Annotated in this window: 14 protein-coding genes; 4 read left to right on the top strand and 10 right to left on the bottom strand. The window is 69.6% G+C overall.

What is annotated here, in order from left to right; all coding sequences use genetic code 11:
• Positions 1-254 precede the first annotated feature (254 nt).
• From ADK67_RS03485 to ADK67_RS03440, 10 genes are all read right to left on the bottom strand, one after another.
• The gene (locus ADK67_RS03485; protein WP_231647994.1) at positions 255-1,394 is read right to left on the bottom strand and encodes an ROK family transcriptional regulator; all 1,140 of its coding nucleotides are present in this window, start codon (positions 1,392-1,394) and stop codon (positions 255-257) included.
• A 131-nt stretch (positions 1,395-1,525) separates the two neighbouring features.
• Positions 1,526-2,647, bottom strand: coding sequence for a hypothetical protein (locus ADK67_RS03480; RefSeq protein ID WP_053714917.1), 1,122 nt, complete (start codon positions 2,645-2,647; stop codon positions 1,526-1,528).
• Between the two features lie 235 nt (positions 2,648-2,882).
• A complete protein-coding gene (mmsB, locus tag ADK67_RS03475; RefSeq protein ID WP_053714916.1) occupies positions 2,883-4,103 on the bottom strand; it encodes a multiple monosaccharide ABC transporter permease in 1,221 nt (406 codons plus the stop codon).
• Positions 4,100-5,626, bottom strand: a complete 1,527-nt coding sequence (mmsA, locus tag ADK67_RS03470) for a multiple monosaccharide ABC transporter ATP-binding protein (RefSeq protein WP_053714920.1) — start codon at positions 5,624-5,626, stop codon at positions 4,100-4,102. The genes mmsB and mmsA overlap by 4 nt, the downstream gene beginning before the upstream one ends.
• Before the next feature lie 11 nt (positions 5,627-5,637).
• On the bottom strand, positions 5,638-6,750 hold the full coding sequence (chvE, locus tag ADK67_RS03465) for a multiple monosaccharide ABC transporter substrate-binding protein (RefSeq protein WP_053714915.1): 1,113 nt from the start codon (positions 6,748-6,750) through the stop codon (positions 5,638-5,640).
• Positions 6,751-6,780: 30 nt separating this feature from the next.
• A complete protein-coding gene (gene araA, locus ADK67_RS03460; RefSeq protein WP_053714914.1) occupies positions 6,781-8,289 on the bottom strand; it encodes an L-arabinose isomerase in 1,509 nt (502 codons plus the stop codon).
• Between the two features lie 20 nt (positions 8,290-8,309).
• Complete coding sequence (locus tag ADK67_RS03455) at positions 8,310-8,963, bottom strand: L-ribulose-5-phosphate 4-epimerase (RefSeq protein WP_053714913.1); 654 nt, start codon at positions 8,961-8,963, stop codon at positions 8,310-8,312.
• A 3-nt stretch (positions 8,964-8,966) separates the two neighbouring features.
• Entirely contained in the window at positions 8,967-10,622 is a 1,656-nt protein-coding gene (gene araB / locus ADK67_RS03450) for a ribulokinase (RefSeq protein WP_053714912.1), read from the bottom strand.
• Between the two features lie 307 nt (positions 10,623-10,929).
• Positions 10,930-11,916: a LacI family DNA-binding transcriptional regulator gene (locus tag ADK67_RS03445; RefSeq protein ID WP_053714911.1), complete on the bottom strand. Its 987-nt coding sequence runs from the start codon at positions 11,914-11,916 to the stop codon at positions 10,930-10,932.
• Positions 11,917-12,258: 342 nt separating this feature from the next.
• Positions 12,259-14,394, bottom strand: coding sequence for an immunoglobulin-like domain-containing protein (locus ADK67_RS03440; RefSeq protein ID WP_442974100.1), 2,136 nt, complete (start codon positions 14,392-14,394; stop codon positions 12,259-12,261).
• Positions 14,395-14,716: 322 nt separating this feature from the next.
• Between ADK67_RS03440 and ADK67_RS03435 the strand changes: the two genes are divergently transcribed.
• The 4 genes from ADK67_RS03435 (at position 14,717) to yjfF (ending at position 19,360) form a co-directional block, all read left to right on the top strand.
• Entirely contained in the window at positions 14,717-15,697 is a 981-nt protein-coding gene (locus ADK67_RS03435; RefSeq protein ID WP_053714909.1) for an ABC transporter substrate-binding protein, read from the top strand.
• Between the two features lie 164 nt (positions 15,698-15,861).
• Complete coding sequence (locus ADK67_RS03430; protein ID WP_053714919.1) at positions 15,862-17,373, top strand: sugar ABC transporter ATP-binding protein; 1,512 nt, start codon at positions 15,862-15,864, stop codon at positions 17,371-17,373.
• Positions 17,370-18,347, top strand: a complete 978-nt coding sequence (locus tag ADK67_RS03425) for an ABC transporter permease (protein ID WP_053714908.1) — start codon at positions 17,370-17,372, stop codon at positions 18,345-18,347. The genes ADK67_RS03430 and ADK67_RS03425 overlap by 4 nt, the downstream gene beginning before the upstream one ends.
• Positions 18,348-18,409: 62 nt before the next feature.
• The gene (gene yjfF, locus ADK67_RS03420) at positions 18,410-19,360 is read left to right on the top strand and encodes a galactofuranose ABC transporter, permease protein YjfF (RefSeq protein ID WP_231647995.1); all 951 of its coding nucleotides are present in this window, start codon (positions 18,410-18,412) and stop codon (positions 19,358-19,360) included.
• The last annotated feature ends 289 nt before the right edge of the window (positions 19,361-19,649 follow it).

Below are 19,649 nucleotides of genomic sequence, written 5' to 3'. Positions count from 1 at the left end.
AAGCCGGGCAGGCTTGGCGGACGCTCTTCCCGCCAGGCCTGCCCGGCTTTGGCCTGCCTGGAGTGCCCGTAAGGGCCCCATGTCAAATCGAGCCGGACCTGAGCGTTGAATTCACCGCTCCCGAACGTAGGACTCTCGCACCCTGAACGTAGGACTCTCGCGACCTGAACGTTCGACACACGCGACCTGAGCGTTCGACACGCGCGTTCTGAACGTAGGACACGCGCGTTCTGGAGGTAGGACACGCGAGTGGGTCAGGTGGGGAGGTTTTGGGTCAGGGTGGCGCGTATGGCCAGGGCGGCCCCCGAACGCGCCCACTCGCTGAAGTCGAAGGGCTGGACGTCCAGGTCGATCAACGCCGGGTCGGCCTCGAAGCTCGCCCCGATACCCTCACGCACCCGCCCCTCCGACACCTCGTACAGCGCGAGCCCTTCCCCGGTCAGCAGCACCTTCTGCGGATCCAGAAAATTCGCCGCCGTCCCGATGAGCACACCCAACGCGTAGCCCGCGTTGTCGAAGACCCTCCTGGCCTCCGGATCACCGGCCAACGCCCGCCCGACCGCCTCCTCGTAGCTCGGCGTGCCGTCGAGCTGCCGCAGCATGACGTGGGTCATGAGGTAGCTCGACGCGCAGCCCCGGTGGCCGTACCCGCACAGCGGCCCGCTCGGGTCGACCAGGATGTGCGCGAGCCGGGGCGGCAGGCCGTGCGCGCCGCGCACCAGCTTGCCGTCGACGATGACGCCGCACCCGACGCCCGCGCCCACCGTGATGAGGACCATCGAACTCAGCCCCGCACCGGCCCCGAACCAGTGCTCGGCCGAGGTCAGGGCTTGGACGTCGTTGTCGACCGCCGTGGGGATCGCCGTGGCGGCGACCAGGTCGTCGCGCAGCGGGACGTTCACCCACCCCAGGAACTCCGCCTGCGCCACCTCGCCGTGGTGCACGATGCCGCCCAACGTCACGCCGATGGCGGTCAGGGCGGGGAACGTGGCGGCGACGTCGGCGATCTGGGCGACCACGTCAGCCGGGTCCGTGGACCGAAGGGGCTGGTCGACGGTGTCGACGACCTGGGCGGTGAGGTCCGTGACGGCGGCGTAGAGCCGGTCGGCGGTGAGCTTCACGCCGAGGAAGTGGTGGGAGTCGCCGCGCACGTGGAGCATCTCCGAGGGCCGGCCGGTGGACGAGCGGAGCTGCGTCTCGCCCTCGACGAGCAGTCCGTTCAGCACGAGCGTCCGGGTCACCCGGGTGAGGGTGGGCCGGGAGAGGTGGAGGCGGGCGGCGATCTCCGCTCGCGGCATCGCGCCGTGGATCAGGACCTCCAGCAGCACGTCACGGGCGACTTCGGGCAGGTCCGGCCAGGACGGGGCGGTACGTGGGTCGGTTCCCGAGGTCACCGACCGAACATACCCGGACCCGTCCCGGCCGGACCGCCGACCGAATCGACGGCCGGCCCGACCGGCACCGACAGCACCGACAGCACCGACAACCAGACCGCCGACACCGCCGGCACCGTCAGACCGGATCGCTAGCAGATGTTCTGCCTGCTGTTGACCAGCGTGTTGTTGCGGAACGTGGTGTTCGTGCCGCACGGGTTCTCGGTGATGGCCGAGTTGGTGACGGTCAGGTTCTGGATGGTGATGTCCCGGGTGATCGGGAACTCCGTCCGCGCCGCCAGCCGGATCTCACCACCGCCGCTGACGCTGCCGCCCTGGGCGGCGATGTTCACGTTGTAGCAGTTCTCGATCAGGATCGCGTTGTTGCCGGTGTTCGCGATGTCGATCCGGTCGATCTGCAGGCCGCCGCTCTCCGACACGCAGAAGATGCCACGACCGCCGCCGCGGGCCTTCACCGTGCCCACCCGGATGTTGATCGGGTAGCTGCTGCCGACCCGCCCGTTGCGGTTGGCGGTCCGGAACGCGGCGTAGCCGGTGCCCGTGCCCGCGTTCTCGGCGTCGACCGTGCCCACGGTGGCGTTGATCGTCTGGTTGAGCAGCAGGCCGGACTCGCCGACGCCGCGCGCCACCACCGTGCCGATGGTCAGGCCGTCCACGCCGTAGGTCTCCACGGCGTGCGAGCTGGCGCCCTGCACGTAGGCGTAGTCGATCCGGACGTTGCGGGTCCACTGGCTGGTGTCGCCGCGGTTGTCGATGCGCACGCCCAGGCCCCTGGACAGGCGCATGTTCACGTTGCCGATCACCACGTTGGTGACGTTGCGCATGAAGATGCCGTACAGCGGGGTGCCGGTGAGGGTGAGGTTCTGGACCTCGATGTCGCGGACGCCGCGCGCGTAGACCGGCGCGTAGTCGCCCGAGCCGGTGCCGGTGACGTTGATCGTGCCGCACAGGTCGATCGTGGTGTAGCTGCGCATCGAGTACCGCTCGCCCGCGGGGATGGAGCCGGACGCCCGGACGACGATCCGCTCCTTGTAGGTGCGGTTCGCGGTGAGGCTGTCGTTGGCGGCCTGCATCGCGGCGCGCAGGCTGCTGCCGGTGTAGACGGTGCTGCTGCCCCGGCGGGCGGTGAAGCTGCTGCCGGACCCGGTCACCTCGGCGTGGTACGTGCCGTCGCCGCAGGCGGCCTGGGCTTCCGGCGCGGTGACCTGGATGAGCGCCGCTGTCAACGCTGACACGGCGAGTAGTGCTCTCATGTGGTGATCTCCTGAGTTGGTAAGCGCTTTCCTGATGGCGGTGGCGGCGGAGATCTCGGCGGTGCGGTGGGAGGGTGGAGCGGGAGTGGTGGTGGCCCGCCGGGGGACGTGGCGGGCCACCACCAGAAGATCTGGGAGCGTTCCCAAAGCTGGTAGGTAGTGAATCCGAAGTGACCGGCCTACGTCAAGGGCCTGCCGCACAGGTGTGAGGCAGGCCCTTGATCGGTACAGCGGGTCAGGCGCGGCCGCGGCGCTTGGTCCACACGTCGTAGGCGACGGCGGCCAGCAGCACCAGGCCCTTGACCAGCATCACCCGCTCGCTCGGCGCGCCGATCAACGACATGCCGTTGTTGATCACGCCCATGATCAGGCCGCCGGTGATCGCGCCGACCACCCGGCCCACGCCGCCCTGCACCGCCGCGCCGCCGATGAACGCCGCCGCGATCGCGTCCAGCTCGAACGCGTTGCCCGCGGTCGGACCGGCCTGGTTGAGGCGACCGGCGAAGATCACGCCCGCCAGCGCGGACAGCAGGCCCATGTTCACGAACACCCAGAACGTGACCTGCTTGACCTTCACGCCGGACAGCGTCGCGGCCTGGAGGTTGCCGCCGATGGCGTAGATGTGCCGGCCGAAGACCGACTTGTTCGCCATCACCGAGTAGCCCAGCGCCAGCACCGCGAGCAGCACGAGCACCCACGGCAGGTTGCGGAACCGGGCCAGCTGCACGACCACGGCCAGCACCACCGCCGCCGCCAGCGCGATCTTCGCGACGAAGATCGGGAACGGGTCGACGACCTGCCCGTAGCTCAGCCGCGCCTTGCGGTTGCGCCACTGGTTGAACGCGAACCCGGCCACCACCGCGACGCCGACCAGCAGGCTGACCAGGTCCGCGCCGCCCAGCGGGCCGAGGCCGACGTTGCCGAGGTAGCCCTCGGTGAAGCCGTTGGCCAGGGTGCGGATCTGGTCCGGGAACGGGCCGATGCCCTGGTTGCCCAGCACGGTCAGGGTCAGCGCGCGGAACACGAGCATGCCCGCCAGCGTCACGATGAACGCCGGGATGCCGAAGAACGCCACCCAGTAGCCCTGGGCCGCGCCGATCACCGCGCCCGCGAGCAGCGTGATCAGCACCGCCAGCCACCACGGCAGGCCCATCTGCACGGTGAGCACCGCGCAGATCGCGCCGGTCAGCGCGACCACCGAGCCGACCGACAGGTCGATGTGCCCGCCGATGATCACCAGGATCATGCCGATGGCCAGGATGAGCACGTACGAGTTCTGGACGATGATGTTGGAGATGTTCTGCGGCGTCAGCAGAGCGCCGTCCGTCAGCACCGTGAAGAGCACCACGATCAGGGCGAACGCGATGTAGATGCCGGACTGCCGCAGGTTGAACGTGAACCTGCGCTGCGGCCCGGCCGGTGTCTTCAGCGCCGTGGCCGCGGTTTCGGTGGTCATGAGGTCTGTCCCTGCGTCATGTGGTGCATCAAGCGTTCCTGGGTGGCTTCCACGCGGTCGAACTCACCGGTGATGCGGCCCTCGGACAGGGTGTACACCCGGTCGCACAGGCCGAGCAGCTCCGGCAGCTCGGACGAGATGACCAGCACCGCGCGGCCCTGGGCGGCCAGGTCGTTGATGATCGAGTAGATCTCGTACTTCGCGCCGACGTCGATGCCGCGGGTCGGCTCGTCGAGGATCAGCACGTCCGGATCGGTGAACATCCACTTCGCCAGCACGACCTTCTGCTGGTTGCCGCCCGACAGCGACGACGTCGGGGTGGCCACGGTGGGCGTCTTGATGTTCATCGAGCGGCGGTACTTCTCAGCGACCGAGTGCTCCTCGTTCTCGTTCACCCACCCGCGGGGCGCCAGCTTGTCCAGCCCGGCCGCGGACACGTTGAGCTGCACGTCCTGGATCAGGTTGAGCCCGTAGCGCTTGCGGTCCTCGCTGACGTACGCCAGGCCGTGGTCGATGGCCTTGCGGACGGTCCGCGTGTCGATCTCGCGGCCGTCCTTGACCACCCGGCCGGAGATGCCGACGCCGTAGGACCGCCCGAACACGCTCATCGCCAGCTCGGTGCGGCCCGCGCCCATGAGGCCGGCGAGACCGACGATCTCACCGCGCCGCAACGACAGCGTGGCGTTGTCGACCACGACCCGCTCGGGCTGGGACGGGCTGTGCACGGTCCAGCCCTCGATCCGCAGCACCTCGTCCCCGATGTCGGGGGTGCGCGGCGGGAACCGGTGCTCCAGGTCGCGGCCGACCATGCCGGAGATGATCCGGTCCTCGCTCACGTCGTGCGCGGGCAGCGTCTCGATCGTGCGGCCGTCGCGCAGGATCGTGATGCTGTCGGCGATCCTGGTCACCTCGTTGAGCTTGTGCGAGATGATCACCGAGGTGATGCCCTCGTCGCGCAGCCCGTCGAGCAGGTCGAGCAGGTGCGCGGAGTCGTCGTCGTTCAACGCCGCGGTCGGCTCGTCCAGGATCAGCAGCTTCACGTCCTTGGCCAGCGCCTTGGCGATCTCGACCAGCTGCTGCTTGCCGACGCCGAGGTCGTGGACGGGCGTGGTCGGGTTCTCCCGCAGGCCCACGCGGGCGAGCAGGGCGCCCGCCGCGTGGTTGGTGCGGTTCCAGTCGATGAACCCGCGCTTGGCCCGCTCGTTGCCGAGGAACAGGTTCTCCGCGACGGACAGCTGGCCGCACAGCGCCAGCTCCTGGTGGATGATCACGATGCCGCGCCGCTCGCTGTCGCGGACGCCGCCGAACGAGCAGGGCTCGCCCTCGAAGACGATCTCGCCCTCGTACGAGCCGTGCGGGTGCACGCCGGAGAGGACCTTCATCAGCGTGGACTTGCCCGCGCCGTTCTCACCGCAGATCGCGTGGATCTCACCGCGCCGCACGGCGAGCGTGACGTCGTGCAGCGCGGTGACCCCGGCGAACCGCTTGGTGATGCCGCGCATCACCAGGATTTCGTCGGACATGGTGTGCAAACCTACTTCAGCTGATCCGCGGTGTAGTAGCCGCTGTCGACGAGCACCTTCTGGTAGTTCGCCTTGTCCACGATCACCGACTCGAGCAGGTACGACGGCACGACCTTCTTGCCGTTGTCGTAGTCCTTCTCGTTGTTGACCTCGGGCTTGGAGCCCTTGAGCACGGCGTCGGCCATCTTCACGGTGGTCGCCGCGAGCTCGCGGGTGTCCTTGTAGATGGTCGAGTACTGCTCGCCCGCGATGATCGACTTCACCGACGCGACCTCGGCGTCCTGGCCCGTGACGATCGGGTACGGGTTGCCGCCGGTGCCGTAGCCGCTGCTCTTGAGCGCGGACAGGATGCCGATGGACAGGCCGTCGTACGGCGACAGCACACCGTGCACCTGGGCGCCGCCGTAGGAGGAGGTCAGCAGGTCCTCCATGCGCTTCTGGGCCGTGGCCGGGTCCCAGCGCAGGATGGCGACCGTCTTGAAGTCGACCTGGCCGCTCTTGACCACCAGCGTGCCCTTGTCGATGTGCGGCTGGAGCACCGACATCGCGCCGTTGAAGAAGAACGTGGCGTTGTTGTCGTCCGGCGAACCGGCGAACAGCTCGACGTTGAACGGGCCGGTCGCGGTGCCGGCGGAGCCGTCGGCGTTGAGCACCTTCAGGCCGGTCAGCAGCGACGTCGCCTGCTGCACGCCGACCTTGAAGTTGTCGAACGTCGCGTAGTAGTCGACGCTGTCGGTGTTGCGCAGCAGCCGGTCGTAGGCGATGACCGGGATGTTGGCGTCCTGCGCCTGCTGCAGCTGCGACGTGATCGCGGTGCCGTCGATCGAGGCCACGATGAGCAGCTTCGCGCCCTTGGTGATCTGGTTCTCGATCTGGTTGGCCTGCGTCGGGATGTCGTTCTCGGCGTACTGGAGGTCGACCTTGTAGCCCTTCTCCTCCAACGCCTTCTTGATGTTGTCGCCGTCGTGGATCCAGCGCTCGGACGAGCGGGTCGGCATGGTCACGCCGACGAGCGCGCCCTCGGTGGACCCGGTCTGCTGGTCGACGGACTTCTCCGCCGACCCGCAGGCCGTCAACGTGAGGGCTGCCGCCACGGTGACGGCGGCGAACCGTGGAAACTTCATTGTTTCTTTCTCCTCGGGGTGGCGGTGTGGCTAGCGCAGACCCTGCGCGAGTCGGAAGTACGCCTGGTTCCAGCGCAGGCGGTCGCTGAACGACGAGGTCGTCGTGTCCTGGTCGATGACCACCAGCTCGGTGTTCACCATCGTCGCGAAGTCCCGCAGCGTATCCGCACCCACGGCCTGGGTCATCACGGTGTGGTGCGGGCCTCCCGCGGTCAGCCACGACTCGGCCGAAGTGGACAGCGACGGCGCGGGCTTCCACACCGCGCGCGCGACCGGCAGGTTCGGCAGCGGCTCGTCCGGCGGCACGACCTCGACCTCGTTGGCCACCAGGCGGAACCGCTCGCCCAGGTCGGCGAGGCCGACGACCACGGCGGGGCCGGGCGCCGCGTCGAACACCAGCCGGACCGGGTCCTCCCGGCCGCCGATGCCCAGCGGGTGCACCTCGCACGACGGCTGGTCGGCCGCGATGGTCGGGCAGACCTCCAGCATGTGCGCGCCCAGGATCTTCGGCTCGCCCGGTCCGAAGTGGTAGGTGTAGTCCTCCATGAACGACGTGCCGCGGCCCGTGCCCGCGCCCATCGCCTTGACCGCGGCCAGCAGGGCGGAGGTCTTCCAGTCACCCTCGCCGCCGAAGCCGTAGCCGTCGGCCATCAGCCGCTGCACGGCCAGGCCCGGCAGCTGCCGCAGCCCGCCGAGGTCCTCGAAGTTCGTGGTGAAGGCGCCGAAGCCGCCCTCGGTGAGGAAGCGGCGCAACCCGGCCTCGATGCGGGCGGCGTAGCGCAGCGAGTCGTGCCGGTCGGCGCCCTTGTCCAGCTCCGGCGCGAGCCGGTAGGTCTCGGCGTACTCGGCGACCAGGACGTCGATCTCGTCCTCGCCGACCGCGTCCACCAGCTCGACCAGGTCGTTCACGCCGTAGGTGTTCACCGAGACGCCGAAGCGCAGCTCGGCCTCCACCTTGTCACCCTCGGTGACCGCGACGCCACGCATGTTGTCGCCGAACCGGGCCAGCTTCATCCCGTTCAGGTGGCTGTAGCCGGTGGCGGCCCGCACCCAGCCGTCGATCCGCGTGGCCAGCAGCGGGTCGCTCGCGTGGCCCGCCACGGTCTTGCGCGGCACGCCCAGCCTCGTCTGGATGAACCCGAACTCGCGGTCGCCGTGCGCGGCCTGGTTGAGGTTCATGAAGTCCATGTCGATGGTGGACCACGGCAGCGCCTCGTTGAGCTGCGTGTGCAGGTGCAGCAGCGGCTTGCGCAGCGCGTCCAGCCCGGTGATCCACATCTTCGCGGGCGAGAACGTGTGCATCCACGCGATCACGCCGATGCACGACGGGTCGGCGTTCGCCGCCAGCATGACGTCGCGGATGGCGGCGGTGTCGGTCAGCACCGGCTGCCACACGACCTCCGCGGAGAGCCGGCCCGACTCGGTGAGCATCCGCTGGATCTGCTGCGACTGCTGGGCGACCTGCTCGAGCGTTTCCGGGCCGTAGAGGTGCTGGCTCCCGGTCAGGAACCAGACCTGCGGCTTCCCAGCAGGCGACATGCGGGGCTCCCCTCGTGGGCTCATTGCCCGTAGACGTTCTGGTAACGGGCGTACAGGCTGTCGATGTGGTGCTGCTCGATCGGCTTGGGCGTGCCGAGCTGGTGTGCGAAGTGGACGGTGCGGGCCACGTCCTCCACCATCACCGCGGCCTTCACCGCCGCCCGCGCGTCCTTGCCGATCGTGAACGGGCCGTGGTTGCGCATCAGCACGGCGGGCGACCGGCTGTCGCGCAGGGTCTCCACGATGCCCTGGCCGATCGAGTCGTCGCCGATGAGCGCGAACGGGCCCACCGGGACGTCGCCGCCGAACTCGTCGGCGATCATCGTGAGCACGCACGGGATCGGCTCGCCGCGCGCCGCCCACGCCGTGGCGTACGGGGAGTGCGTGTGCACCACTCCCCCGACCTCGGGCATGTGCCGGTACACGTAGGCGTGCGCGGCGGTGTCGGAAGAAGGCGAGTAGTCGCCCTCCACGAGGTTGCCGTGCAGGTCGGTGACGACCATGGCCTCGGGGGTCAGCTCGTCGTAGGACACGCCGGACGGCTTGATGACCATCAGGTCCTGGCCGGGCACGCGGGCCGACACGTTGCCCGCGGTCCAGATCACCAGCTCGTAGCGGGTCAGCTCGCGGTGCAGGTCGGCGACCGTGCGGCGGAGGTCTTGCGCGATGCTCACCGGTCACTCCCCCTTGGCGGCACGGCGGCGCGCCTTGAGCCGGTGCATGACCTCGTTCGCGCCGCGGCCGAAGTAGTCGTGCAGCTCCTGGTACTCCACGAACATCCGCTCGTAGGCCTCGACGTTGTCCGGGATCGGCAGGTACACGCCCCGCTTGACCGAGCCCATCGCCTTGGCTGCGGCGTGGATGTCGTCGTAGGCCTTCGCCGCCACGGCCGCGTGCATCGCCGAGCCGAGCGCCGGGCCCTGCTCGGAGCCGATGACCGACAGCGGCAGGTTCGTCACGTCGGCGTAGATCTGCATCAGCAGCGGGTTGCGCAGCAGGCCGCCCGCGATCACCAGCTCGGTCACCGGGATGCCCGCGTCGGTGTAGGAGTCCACGATCACCCGCGTGCCGTACGCGGTGGCCTCCAGCAGCGCACGGTAGGTGTCCTCGGCGCGGGTGGCCAGCGTCTGCCCGACCACCACGCCCGACAGCTCGTGGTCCACCAGCACCGAGCGGTTGCCGCTGTGCCAGTCCAGCGCGATCAGGCCGTGCTCGCCGATGCGCTGCTGCGCGGCCAGCTCGGTCAGCAGCTCGTGCACCGAGATGCCGCGCTCGCGCGCCTGCTCGTGGTACTCGGCCGGCACGTTGTGCTCGACGAACCACGCGAAGATGTCGCCCACGCCGCTCTGGCCGGACTCGTAGCCCCACAGGCCGGGCACGATGCCGCCGTCCACCACGCCGCACATGCCCGGCACGTCGGCCAGCACGTCGGCGTTCATCACGTGGCACGTGGAGGTGCCCATGATCGCGACCATCTGGCCGGGTTCGACTGCCCGCGCGGCGGGGGCGGTGACGTGCGCGTCGACGTTGCCGACGGCCACCGCGATGCCGGGCTTGAGGCCGGTCCACCCGGCGGCCTGCTCGGTGAGCCCGCCCGCCCGGTCGCCGAGCTGGCCGAGCTGGTGGTCCAGCTTGTCGGAGACGAACGTCCCGAAGTCGGGGTTGAGCGCGGTCAGGAAGTCCGCGGACGGGTAGCCGTCCTGGTAGATGCCCTTGTAGCCGGCGGTGCACGCGTTGCGCACGTAGGTGCCGGCGAGCTGCCAGACGATCCAGTCGGCGGCCTCGACCCAGTGGTCCATCGCCGCGTAGACCTCGGGCGCCTCTTCGAGCAGCTGCAGGCCCTTGGCGAACTCCCACTCCGAGGAGATCAGGCCGCCGTAGCGGGGCAGCCAGCCCTCGCCGCGCTGCGCGGCCAGGTGGTTGATCCGGTCGGCCTGCGGCTGGGCCGCGTGGTGCTTCCACAGCTTCACGTACGCGTGCGGGTTGTCGGCGAACTCGGGCAGCTCGTTGAGCGGCGTGCCGTCGGACTTGACCGGGACCATCGTGCACGCGGTGAAGTCGGTGCCGATGCCGATCACGTCGGCCGGGTCGACCCCGGCGTCGGCGATGGCCGCGGGCACCGCGTGCTTCAGCACGTCCACGTAGTCCTGGGGCACCTGCAAGGCCCAGTCAGGGGGCAACGGGCGCCCGTCTGGCAGGGCTCGGTCCAGCACACCGTGCCGGTAGTCGTGCACCGCGGTGCCGAGTTCGAGGCCGTCGCGCACCCGCACGACCACCGCGCGGCCGGACAACGTGCCGAAGTCGACACCCACCACCAATGGATCGCTCGCCATGATGGGCAGTGTTATCGCTAACATTCACGGCGTCAAGACCTGCCCGCAACGTGGTCTTAAAGAGTTAGTGAGCGTGCACAAAACGCGGTGTTCAGCGGGGTGCGGGATGGCCGCGGTCACACCGTCAGCCTAGGCGCGTTCCGGTCGCCCGGGGGACCGCAGATGCGCGGAGAGCGGACGAAAATGTTGCGGCCCGGTCCGGACCACCGCCGGCGCCGGGTGGCGTGACCGTATACGGCCGCCCGGGACCGCGTGAGGGCGGCACGACGGGGGCGGCACGACGACGCCGTGCCGCCCCCGTCGCGGGTCACTGCACGGGCGGCGCCACGCTGTCGCGCTTCACCAGCGCCGGCGGGACGTTGCGCTGCGGCGCGCCCACCTCGCCGTCACCCACCTGGGCCAGCAGCAGCTCCAGCGTCTCCTTGGCGACGGCGTGGAAGTCCGGCCTGATGGTCGTCAGCGGCGGGATGAAGTAGGCCGCCTCCGGCACGTCGTCGAACCCCACGATGCTCACGTCGTGCGGCACCCGCCGGCCGCGCTCGCTCATCGCCCGCAGGATGCCGAGCGCCAGGTGGTCGTTCGCCGCGAAGATCGCGGTGACCTCCGGCATCCGCGCGAGCATCTGCCCCGCGCGGTAGCCCGAGGCCGCGCTCCAGTCCGCCGGCACGACCGGCGGCACCTCCAGGCCCGCCGTCTCCAGCGCCGACCGCCAACCCCTTATGCGGCCGAGGGCGTCGAACCAGTCCGACGGGCCCGACACGTGCCACACCGTCCGGTGGCCCGCCTCCAGCAGGTGGGTGGTCGCCGCGAACGCGCCCGCCGCCTGGTCGACCGTGACCAGCGGCGTGGACCGCTCCGGGTCGCCGTCCACCGTGACCAGCGGGATGCCGGCGGACACGTCGCCGACGGCGTCGTTGGCCGACGCGGTCGGCGCGATGACCACTATTCCGGCGACCCGCTGGTCGCGGTGGCGTTCCACCGCGTCGGAGATGGAATTGCGGTCCAGCACGTTGACGCGGCCGACGCTCACCGCGAACCCCGCCTCGGCCGCCGCCGCTTCGAACGCGGCCAGCAGCGACGCGGGGCCGTAGAGCGTCGAGTTCTGCGCCACCACCCCGATCAGCTGCGACCGCCCCGTGACGAGCGCGCGGGCCGCCTTGTTGGGCCGGTAGCCCAGTTCCGCGATGGCCGCGCGCACCCGCAGCCGGGTCTGCTCCCGGACGTTGGGGTGCCCGTTCAGCACCCTCGACACCGTCTGGTGCGAGACCCCGGCGAGCCGGGCGACATCCGTCATCGCGGGATCGCGCGAGGTCCTGTGCTCCACTAGCGCCCCATCTCCCCTGTCGACACTGCAGCCTTCGAACTCGATGTTAGCGATAACACGCCCGGTTCACCGCGAAGGCACTCCCGGACATTGTCCACCAAGGACCGCTCCTACCAGCGCAGGACGCGTCAGCTCACCCGAAATGTCGCACGTTCCCGGGCGCGCCGTCACCACCCGGCTTGGACAACCGCCCACCCGACGGCGCCGTGCGCGAGGCAGGCGTCCGGGTCGGCGGCGGGCAGGCTCGCGGCGGGCGCCGCGGCCGTCACGAAACGGGACATGCGTTCTCCAGTGCTCCTGTGCGGCGGGCCGTCACGGGAAGGCTGCCCGGACCCGGTCGAGCTCGGCCTTGGTGACCGGCAGCACGGTGCCGTGCCGCGGCCGGCTGGGCAGCTCGTAGCCGGTGGCGAGGGTCCACTGCCCCGAGGCCAGGTCGGTGGTCTCGAACGGCACGTAGCCGCGCCCGCCGAACTCGTCGATGAACAGGTACCAGCGGTCCTCGGTGTTGGACTTGAACACCGTCGGCCCCTCGCCCTGGTTGATCGAGCCCTTGCCGATGCAGTCGGCGACGAAGTCGTACGACGTGTCGCGGAGCTGGGCGGACTTCTCGGCGAGGATGAACTTGCTGCACGGCGTGGTGGACGTGTTGTTCCGCTCGTCCTTGGTGAACCGGTAGTACTCGTCGCCGTGCTTGATCACGGTCGAGTCGATGACCGAGTAGCCCGGGTCGACCCAGACCTGCGGCTCGCTGAACGTGCGGAAGTCGCGCGTGGTCGCGTAGAGCATCTTGTTGTAGGTGTTGCCGGCGTGCTCGGGGTCGTCCTCGGCGTAGAGCTTCGAGGCCCAGAACACGACGTACGCGCCGATCGACTCGTCGTAGTACGCCTCGGGCGCCCAGGTGTTGCCCGCCGTCTCCGGCGAGACCTGCACGTGGCGCTGTTGACCCCAGTTGACCAGGTCGGTCGACTCCCACACCTCGATGTGGCGGCTGCCCTTGCGCTGCACCAGGTCCCAGTCGCCGTTGCCGTGGATCTTCAGGTCGGTGGCGATGAGGTAGAACTTGTCGCCCTCCGGCGACCGGATGATGAACGGGTCGCGCACGCCCTTGTCGCCCAGCGAGGACGTGAGCACGGGGTTGCCCTTGTTCAGCTCGTCCCACTTCAGCGCGTCGTTGCCGCGGCTGGCGGCGAGGTAGACCTGCTCGCCGGTGGCCGAGCCCTCGCCGGTGAAGTAGCCGAACAGGTAGCCCTCGTAGTCCTGCTTCTCGGGCAGGGGCGTCACGGTGACCTTGAACTTCTTGCGGGTGGTCTCCTCGCCCGCGCGGATCTCCGCGGTGAGCTGCACCTTCACCGGCTTCTCCCCGGACGCGGGCCGGGTGACCTCGCCGGTGGGCGTGACGACCTCGGGCTTGTTGCTCTTCCACGTGACCGCGGTGCCGTGCAGGCCGGTGGTGGGCAGCGTGATGTTGCCGCGGATGTCGTCCTCGTCCCAGACGACGAGCGCGGCATCGGCTTCGGCGACCTTCTCGTCGTCCGTCAGCTCCGGGCGCACGGTGACCTGGAAGTCGCGGGTCTGCCCGAACGCGGTCGCGGTGAGCGTCACGGTCGCGGGCGCGCTGCCCGGCGCGGGACGGGTCACGGCGCCCGTGGTGGACACGGTCGCGGGGTCGCTGGACCGCCACGTGATCGCGGAGCCGTACGGGCCGGTGGTCGGCAGGGTGAGGTTCGCGGTGACGGCGGAGGTGTCGCCGAGGTCGATCGCGGCCAGGTCGCGGCGGCCCTTCTCGTCGTCGGCGATGAAGCCGAGGTCGTGCGCCTCGGCCGCGCTGAGGGCGCGGTCGTAGAGGCGGAAGTCGCGGACCGCGCCCTTGAGGTGGCGGTCGCCGCTGTAGACGGAGCGGCCGATGTAGTTCGCGGTGGTCGTGCCGCCGCCGATCATCGCTGGGGTGATCGTGACGCCGGTCTTGCGCGCGACCTCGACGCCGTCCTCGTACAACACGGCGGTGCCGCCGCCGAGCGTGTAGGTAAGCGTTTTCCAAACACCCCTGGCGAGATTCCGGCCGGCCGTCACGGTCTGCTCCGTCGACCAGTTCCCGGTGGCGATGGACGAGCGGTAGGCATTGCCCGTGGTGAACAGGTAGCCGTTACCCGTAGTGCCCGAGGTGTTACCGAGGCCGTAGATGAAATAGGGCGTCGCCTGGTCCGGCGCGATGCGCACCTGGAGCGAGACGCTGACTTCCGTCAATCCGCGCAGGACGTCGTCGGGCAGCTTCACGTGGCCGTTGACGCCGCCGAGCTGAAGGCCTTCAGGACCGCCCGGGGTGGCGTCCCCGATAACGGTTCCGTTGCGACCTCCGCCCGAGGTGTCGGCCACGACGGCGCCGTCGGTTTCGGTGAGGGGGTAGTGGAGCACGAGCCCGTCGGCGGCGGATGCCGGCGGAGCGCTCAAAGCCGCGGCGGCCACCGCCGCGACAAGCGTCGCGACGAGGGTGCGTGGGCGATGACGAAGGGTGACCATGGGGGGCGTCGCTCTCGTCTTGCGCGCGGCGCGAAGCCGCGGATGATCAGGGCATCCGGGTGTCTAGGTGTGTTGTGTCACAAAAGTGAGCGCTAACATACGACCGGCCTAACGAATGTGTCAAGGATGCGAAGTTGACATTTCCGGGGGGTTGACGGGCCGATTGTGAGCGTTCACTCTTGTGCCCCAGGTGACCACCGTCACGCGGTTCGCCGTCCCGTCAAGTGTCTCGGGTTCACACGGAGGAAGACCAGTGTTGAAGAAGATCACGACCGCCGCCGCCGCGGTCCTGTTGGCCGCGTTGACCGCGTGCGGATCCGGCGGGTCCGGGGACGCGGGGTCGCCGTCGGGCAACGCCAAGGGCGACGACAAGATCACCATGGGCTTCGCCCAGGTGGGCGCCGAGAGCGGCTGGCGCACCGCGAACACCAAGTCGATCCAGGAAGAGGCCGCGGCCGCCGGGATCGAGCTGAAGTTCTCCGACGCGCAGCAGAAGCAGGAGAACCAGATCAAGGCCATCCGGTCCTACATCCAGCAGAAGGTGGACGTCATCGCCTTCAGCCCGGTGGTGGAGACCGGCTGGGACGCCGTGCTGCTGGAGGCCAAGCGCGCGAACATCCCGGTCATCCTGACCGACCGCGCGGTCGACTCCGACGACACGTCGCTCTACAAGACGTTCCTCGGCTCGGACTTCGTCGAAGAGGGCAAGAAGGCCGGCGAGTGGCTGAAGGCCAACGCGGCGGGCGCGAAGAACGTCGTCGAGCTGCAGGGCACGACGGGCGCGGCGCCGGCGATCGACCGCAAGAAGGGCTTCGAGGACGCCATCGCGGGCACGGACCTGAAGGTCGTCGCCACGCAGACCGGTGACTTCACGCGGTCCGGCGGCAAGCAGGTCATGGAGGCGTTCCTGAAGTCGGTGCCGCAGATCGACGTGGTCTACGCGCACAACGACGACATGGGCCTCGGCGCCATCGAGGCCATCAAGGCCGCGGGCAAGGTGCCCGGCAAGGACATCAAGATCATCACCGTGGACGCGGTGAAGGACGGCATGACCGCGCTGGCCGCCGGTGAGATCAACTTCATCGTCGAGTGCAACCCGCTGCTGGGCAAGCAGCTGATGGAGCTCGCGAAGAAGGTCGTGGCGGGCGAGGAAGTGCCGCCGCGAGTGGTGACCGAGGAGGGCACGTTCACCGTCGACCAGGCGAAGACCGAGCTCCCCAACCGCAAGTACTGATCGCGAGCCGCGGCTCCCGCCACCCTCCGGGTGTGGTGGCGGGGGCCGCACCCGCCGTTTCGCCGCTTCTTCTTCTCGTCGTTTCGTGTGAGGTTCTTGTCGTGAGGTTCTGGTTGTGAGGGTCGCGTGAGGGGAGTTGTCCGGTGACCGAGCCGGTCGTCGACATGCGGGGCATCTCGGTGGAGTTCCCCGGAGTGAAAGCCCTGCAAGAGGTGGATTTCCGGCTGTTCCCCGGCGAGGTCCACGCGTTGATGGGTGAGAACGGAGCGGGCAAGTCCACGCTCATCAAGGCGCTGACGGGGGTGCACCCGCTGGCGGCCGGACAGGTCAGCTACGCGGGTGAGTCCGTGTCGTTCACCGCGCCCGCCGAGGCGCAGGCCGCCGGGATCAGCACGGTGTACCAAGAGGTCAACCTGTGCGGGAACCTCACCGTCGCGGAGAACATCCTGCTCGGGCGCGAGCCGCGCAAGTTCGGCCGCATCGACGGCAAGCGGATGCGCGCGCGGGCGGCCGAGCTGCTGGCCCGGATCGGGTTGCACATCGACCCGGGCTCGGTGCTGGAGAGCCACCCGATCGCCGTGCAGCAGCTCGTCGCCATCGCGCGGGCCGTGGCGGTGGACGCGCGGGTGCTCGTGCTGGACGAGCCGACGTCGAGCCTGGACGCCGACGAGGTCGCGGAGCTGTTCCGGATCATCCGGGTGCTGCGCGACGAGGGCGTCGCGGTGCTGTTCGTGACGCACTTCCTGGAGCAGGTCTACGAGATCTCCGACCGGATCACGGTGCTGCGCAACGGCCAGCTGGTCGCCGAGCACTCGACTGCCGCGTTGAGCCGGATCGACCTGGTCTCGGCCATGCTGGGCCGCGAGATGGGCCTGCTGGAGGAGATCGAGCGCCGGTCGGGCACGCCGGGCCAGGCGTTCCTGGTGGCGGAGGGCGTCGGCCGCAAGGGCTCCGTCGCGCCGTTCGACCTGGAGGTCAGGTCGGGCGAGGTCGTCGGGCTGGCCGGGCTGCTCGGCTCGGGCCGCACCGAGGTCGCGCGGCTGCTGTTCGGCGCGGACAAGGCCGACTCGGGCCGCATCCTGGTGGACGGCAAGCCGCTGAAGCTGACCGGGCCCAGGGCGGCGATCGAGGCCGGTGTCGCGTTCTCGTCGGAGGACCGCAAGGCCGAGGGCATCGTGGCCGACCTGAGCGTGCGGGACAACCTCATCCTGGCGATGCAGGCCGCGCGCGGGTGGGCCCGGCCCGTGCCGCGCAAGCTGGCCGACGAGCTGGTGGCCAAGTACATCGAGCTGCTGGACATCCGGCCGGCCGACCCGGACCGGGCGGTGGGCAACCTGTCCGGCGGCAACCAGCAGAAGGTGCTGCTGGCCCGGTGGCTGGTGACCGAGCCGAAGCTGTTGATCCTGGACGAGCCGACGCGCGGCATCGACGTCGGCGCGAAGGCCCAGATCCAGAAGGTCGTGGCCGACCTGGCCGCGGAGGGCATGGCCGTGCTGTTCATCTCCGCCGAACTGGAGGAGGTGGTGCGCGTGTCCGACCGCGTGGTGGTGATGCGCGACCGGCACAAGGTGGCCGAGCTGGACGGCGACGTGGGCGTGGACGACGTGATGGCGCTCATCGCGGGCGGCGGCGACCACGGTCTGGACAAGGACGTGGAGAAGGCGGTGGTGTCGTGAAAAACCGACTGCTGTGGCCGGTGCTGGCGCTCGTCGCGCTGCTCGTGCTGAACGTGGTGGTGACGCCGTCGTTCTTCTCGCTGCGCCTGCAGGACGGGCACCTGTACGGCAGCCTGATCGACATCCTGCGCAACGGCGCGCCGACGCTGCTGATCGCGTTGGGCATGACGCTGGTGATCGCCACCCGCGGCATCGACCTGTCGGTCGGCGCGGTGGCGGCGATCGCGGGCGCGGTGACGTGCACGTACATCGCCTCCGGCGGTGACGCGTGGACCGGCATGGGCCTGGCGCTGGTGCTGTGCGGCGTGCTCGGGCTGTGGAACGGGTTCCTGGTGTCGGTGCTGGGCATCCAGCCGATCATCGCCACGCTGGTGCTGATGACGGCCGGGCGCGGTATCGCGATGCTGATCACCGAGGGCCAGATCGTCACCGTCGACTCGCCGACCTTCCGCGAGGTGGGCGCCGGGTTCGTGGTGCTGCCGATCGCGATCCTGATCAGCCTGGCGGTGCTCGGCCTGGTGGCGCTGGTGACCAGGCGCACCGCGCTGGGGCTGCTGATCGAGTCGGTCGGGGTCAACCCGTCGGCGTCGCGGCTGGCCGGTGTGCGCGCGCGGACGATCATCTGGACCGTGTACGTGTTCGCGGCGCTGTGCGCGGCCGTGGCCGGGCTGATGATCAGCTCGAACGTGAGCGCGGCGGACGCCAACAACGCCGGCCTGTGGATCGAGATGGACGCCATCCTGGCCGTCGTCATCGGCGGCACGTCGCTGGCGGGCGGCCGGTACTCGCTGACCGGCACGCTGCTCGGCGCGTTGATCATCCAGACGTTGACCACCACGGTGTACACGATCGGCATCGCGCCGGAGATCACGCTGGTGTTCAAGGCGGTCGTGGTGATCGCCGTGTGCCTCATGCAGGCGCCGGTGCGGATTCGGGTTCGTGGGGTTCGGGGGAAGCAAGGGGTGCCCGCGTGAAGCAGTCAGTGATGGTCCAGCCGGAGGTGTCGTCGGCGGCACCGGTCCGGTCGCGTGGCTTGATGAGCGTGCCGAAGCGCTTCCTGCCGGTGATCGCGACGTTCGTGGTGTTCGTGGCGACGTTCGGCGTCGGCTCGGTGCGGTACGAGGGGTTCGCGTCCGGGCAGGTGATGGCGAACCTGTTCATCGACAACGCGTTCCTGATCGTGCTCGCGGTCGGGATGACGTTCGTGATCCTGACCGGCGGCATCGACCTGTCGGTCGGGTCGGTGGTGGCGCTGTCCACGATGATCGCGGCGGCGGCGCTGCAGGCCGGGTGGCCGGTGTGGCTCGTGGTGCTCGCGGTGCTCGCGTCCGGGTCCGGGCTGGGGCTCGCGATGGGCTGGGTGATCCACCGGTTCGGCGTGCAGCCGTTCATCGTGACGCTGGCGGGCATGTTCCTGGCGCGCGGGCTGTGCTTCGTGATCAGCGTGGAGTCGGTGTCGATCAAGGACTCGACGTTCCGGGCGCTGGCCACCGGGTCGATCGAGCTGCCGGGCGGGGTGACCATCACGTACGGGGTGGTGATCGCGCTGGCGGCGGTGCTGGCGGCGGTGTACGTGCTGCACCTGACGCGGTTCGGGCGCACGGTGTACGCGGTGGGCGGCAGCGAGTCGTCCGCGCGGCTGATGGGCCTGGCGACCACGCGGGTGAAGATCGGCGTGTACGTGATCAGCGGGTTCTGCTCGTCGTTGGGCGGGTTGCTGTTCAGCCTCTACATGCTGTCCGGGTACAGCCTGCACGCGGTGGGGATGGAGCTGGACGCCATCGCGGCGGTCGTGGTCGGTGGGAGCCTGCTGTCGGGCGGGGTCGGGTTCGTGATCGGGTCGGTGGTGGGTGTGCTGGTGTTGGGCACGATCCAGACGCTGATCTCGTTCGAGGGCACGCTGTCGTCGTGGTGGACGAAGATCGTGATCGGTGCTCTGTTGTTGGCGTTCATCGCCCTGCAGCGAGTCATCGTCCGCCGCACCTAGCCGCGCGTGTCGAACGCTCAGGTCGCGCGTGTCCTACGTTCAGAACGCGCGTGTCCTACGTTCAGGTCGGGTGTGTCGAACGCTCGGGTCGGGCGTGTCGAACGCTCGGGTCGGGCGTGTCGAACGTTGAGGGTGCGAGAGTCCTACGTTCGTGGGGCGAGAGTCCTACGTTCGGGAGCGGTGAATTCAACGCTCGGGTCCGGCTCGATTTGACATGGGGCCCTTACGGGCACTCCAGGCAGGCCAAAGCCGGCAGGCCCGGCGGGGTAAAGCGTCCCGCCAGGCCTGC

The sequence above is a fragment of the Saccharothrix sp. NRRL B-16348 genome, from assembly GCF_001280085.1.
In the GTDB taxonomy this organism is placed as follows: Bacteria; Actinomycetota; Actinomycetes; order Mycobacteriales; family Pseudonocardiaceae; genus Actinosynnema.
This window is presented reverse-complemented; position numbering and strand designations above follow the sequence as displayed.

What these genes read in the sequence shown, in the direction of transcription:
- araB (WP_053714912.1), bottom strand. Translation starts at nt 10,622, where the DNA reads ATGGCGAGCGATCCATTGGTGGTGGGTGTCGACTTCGGCACGTTGTCC.
- chvE (WP_053714915.1), bottom strand. Translation starts at nt 6,750, where the DNA reads ATGAAGTTTCCACGGTTCGCCGCCGTCACCGTGGCGGCAGCCCTCACG.
- ADK67_RS03480 (WP_053714917.1), bottom strand. Translation starts at nt 2,647, where the DNA reads ATGAGAGCACTACTCGCCGTGTCAGCGTTGACAGCGGCGCTCATCCAG.
- mmsA (WP_053714920.1), bottom strand. Translation starts at nt 5,626, where the DNA reads ATGTCCGACGAAATCCTGGTGATGCGCGGCATCACCAAGCGGTTCGCC.
- ADK67_RS03445 (WP_053714911.1), bottom strand. Translation starts at nt 11,916, where the DNA reads ATGACGGATGTCGCCCGGCTCGCCGGGGTCTCGCACCAGACGGTGTCG.
- yjfF (WP_231647995.1), top strand. Translation starts at nt 18,410, where the DNA reads ATGAGCGTGCCGAAGCGCTTCCTGCCGGTGATCGCGACGTTCGTGGTG.
- mmsB (WP_053714916.1), bottom strand. Translation starts at nt 4,103, where the DNA reads ATGACCACCGAAACCGCGGCCACGGCGCTGAAGACACCGGCCGGGCCG.
- ADK67_RS03430 (WP_053714919.1), top strand. Translation starts at nt 15,862, where the DNA reads ATGCGGGGCATCTCGGTGGAGTTCCCCGGAGTGAAAGCCCTGCAAGAG.
- araA (WP_053714914.1), bottom strand. Translation starts at nt 8,289, where the DNA reads ATGTCGCCTGCTGGGAAGCCGCAGGTCTGGTTCCTGACCGGGAGCCAG.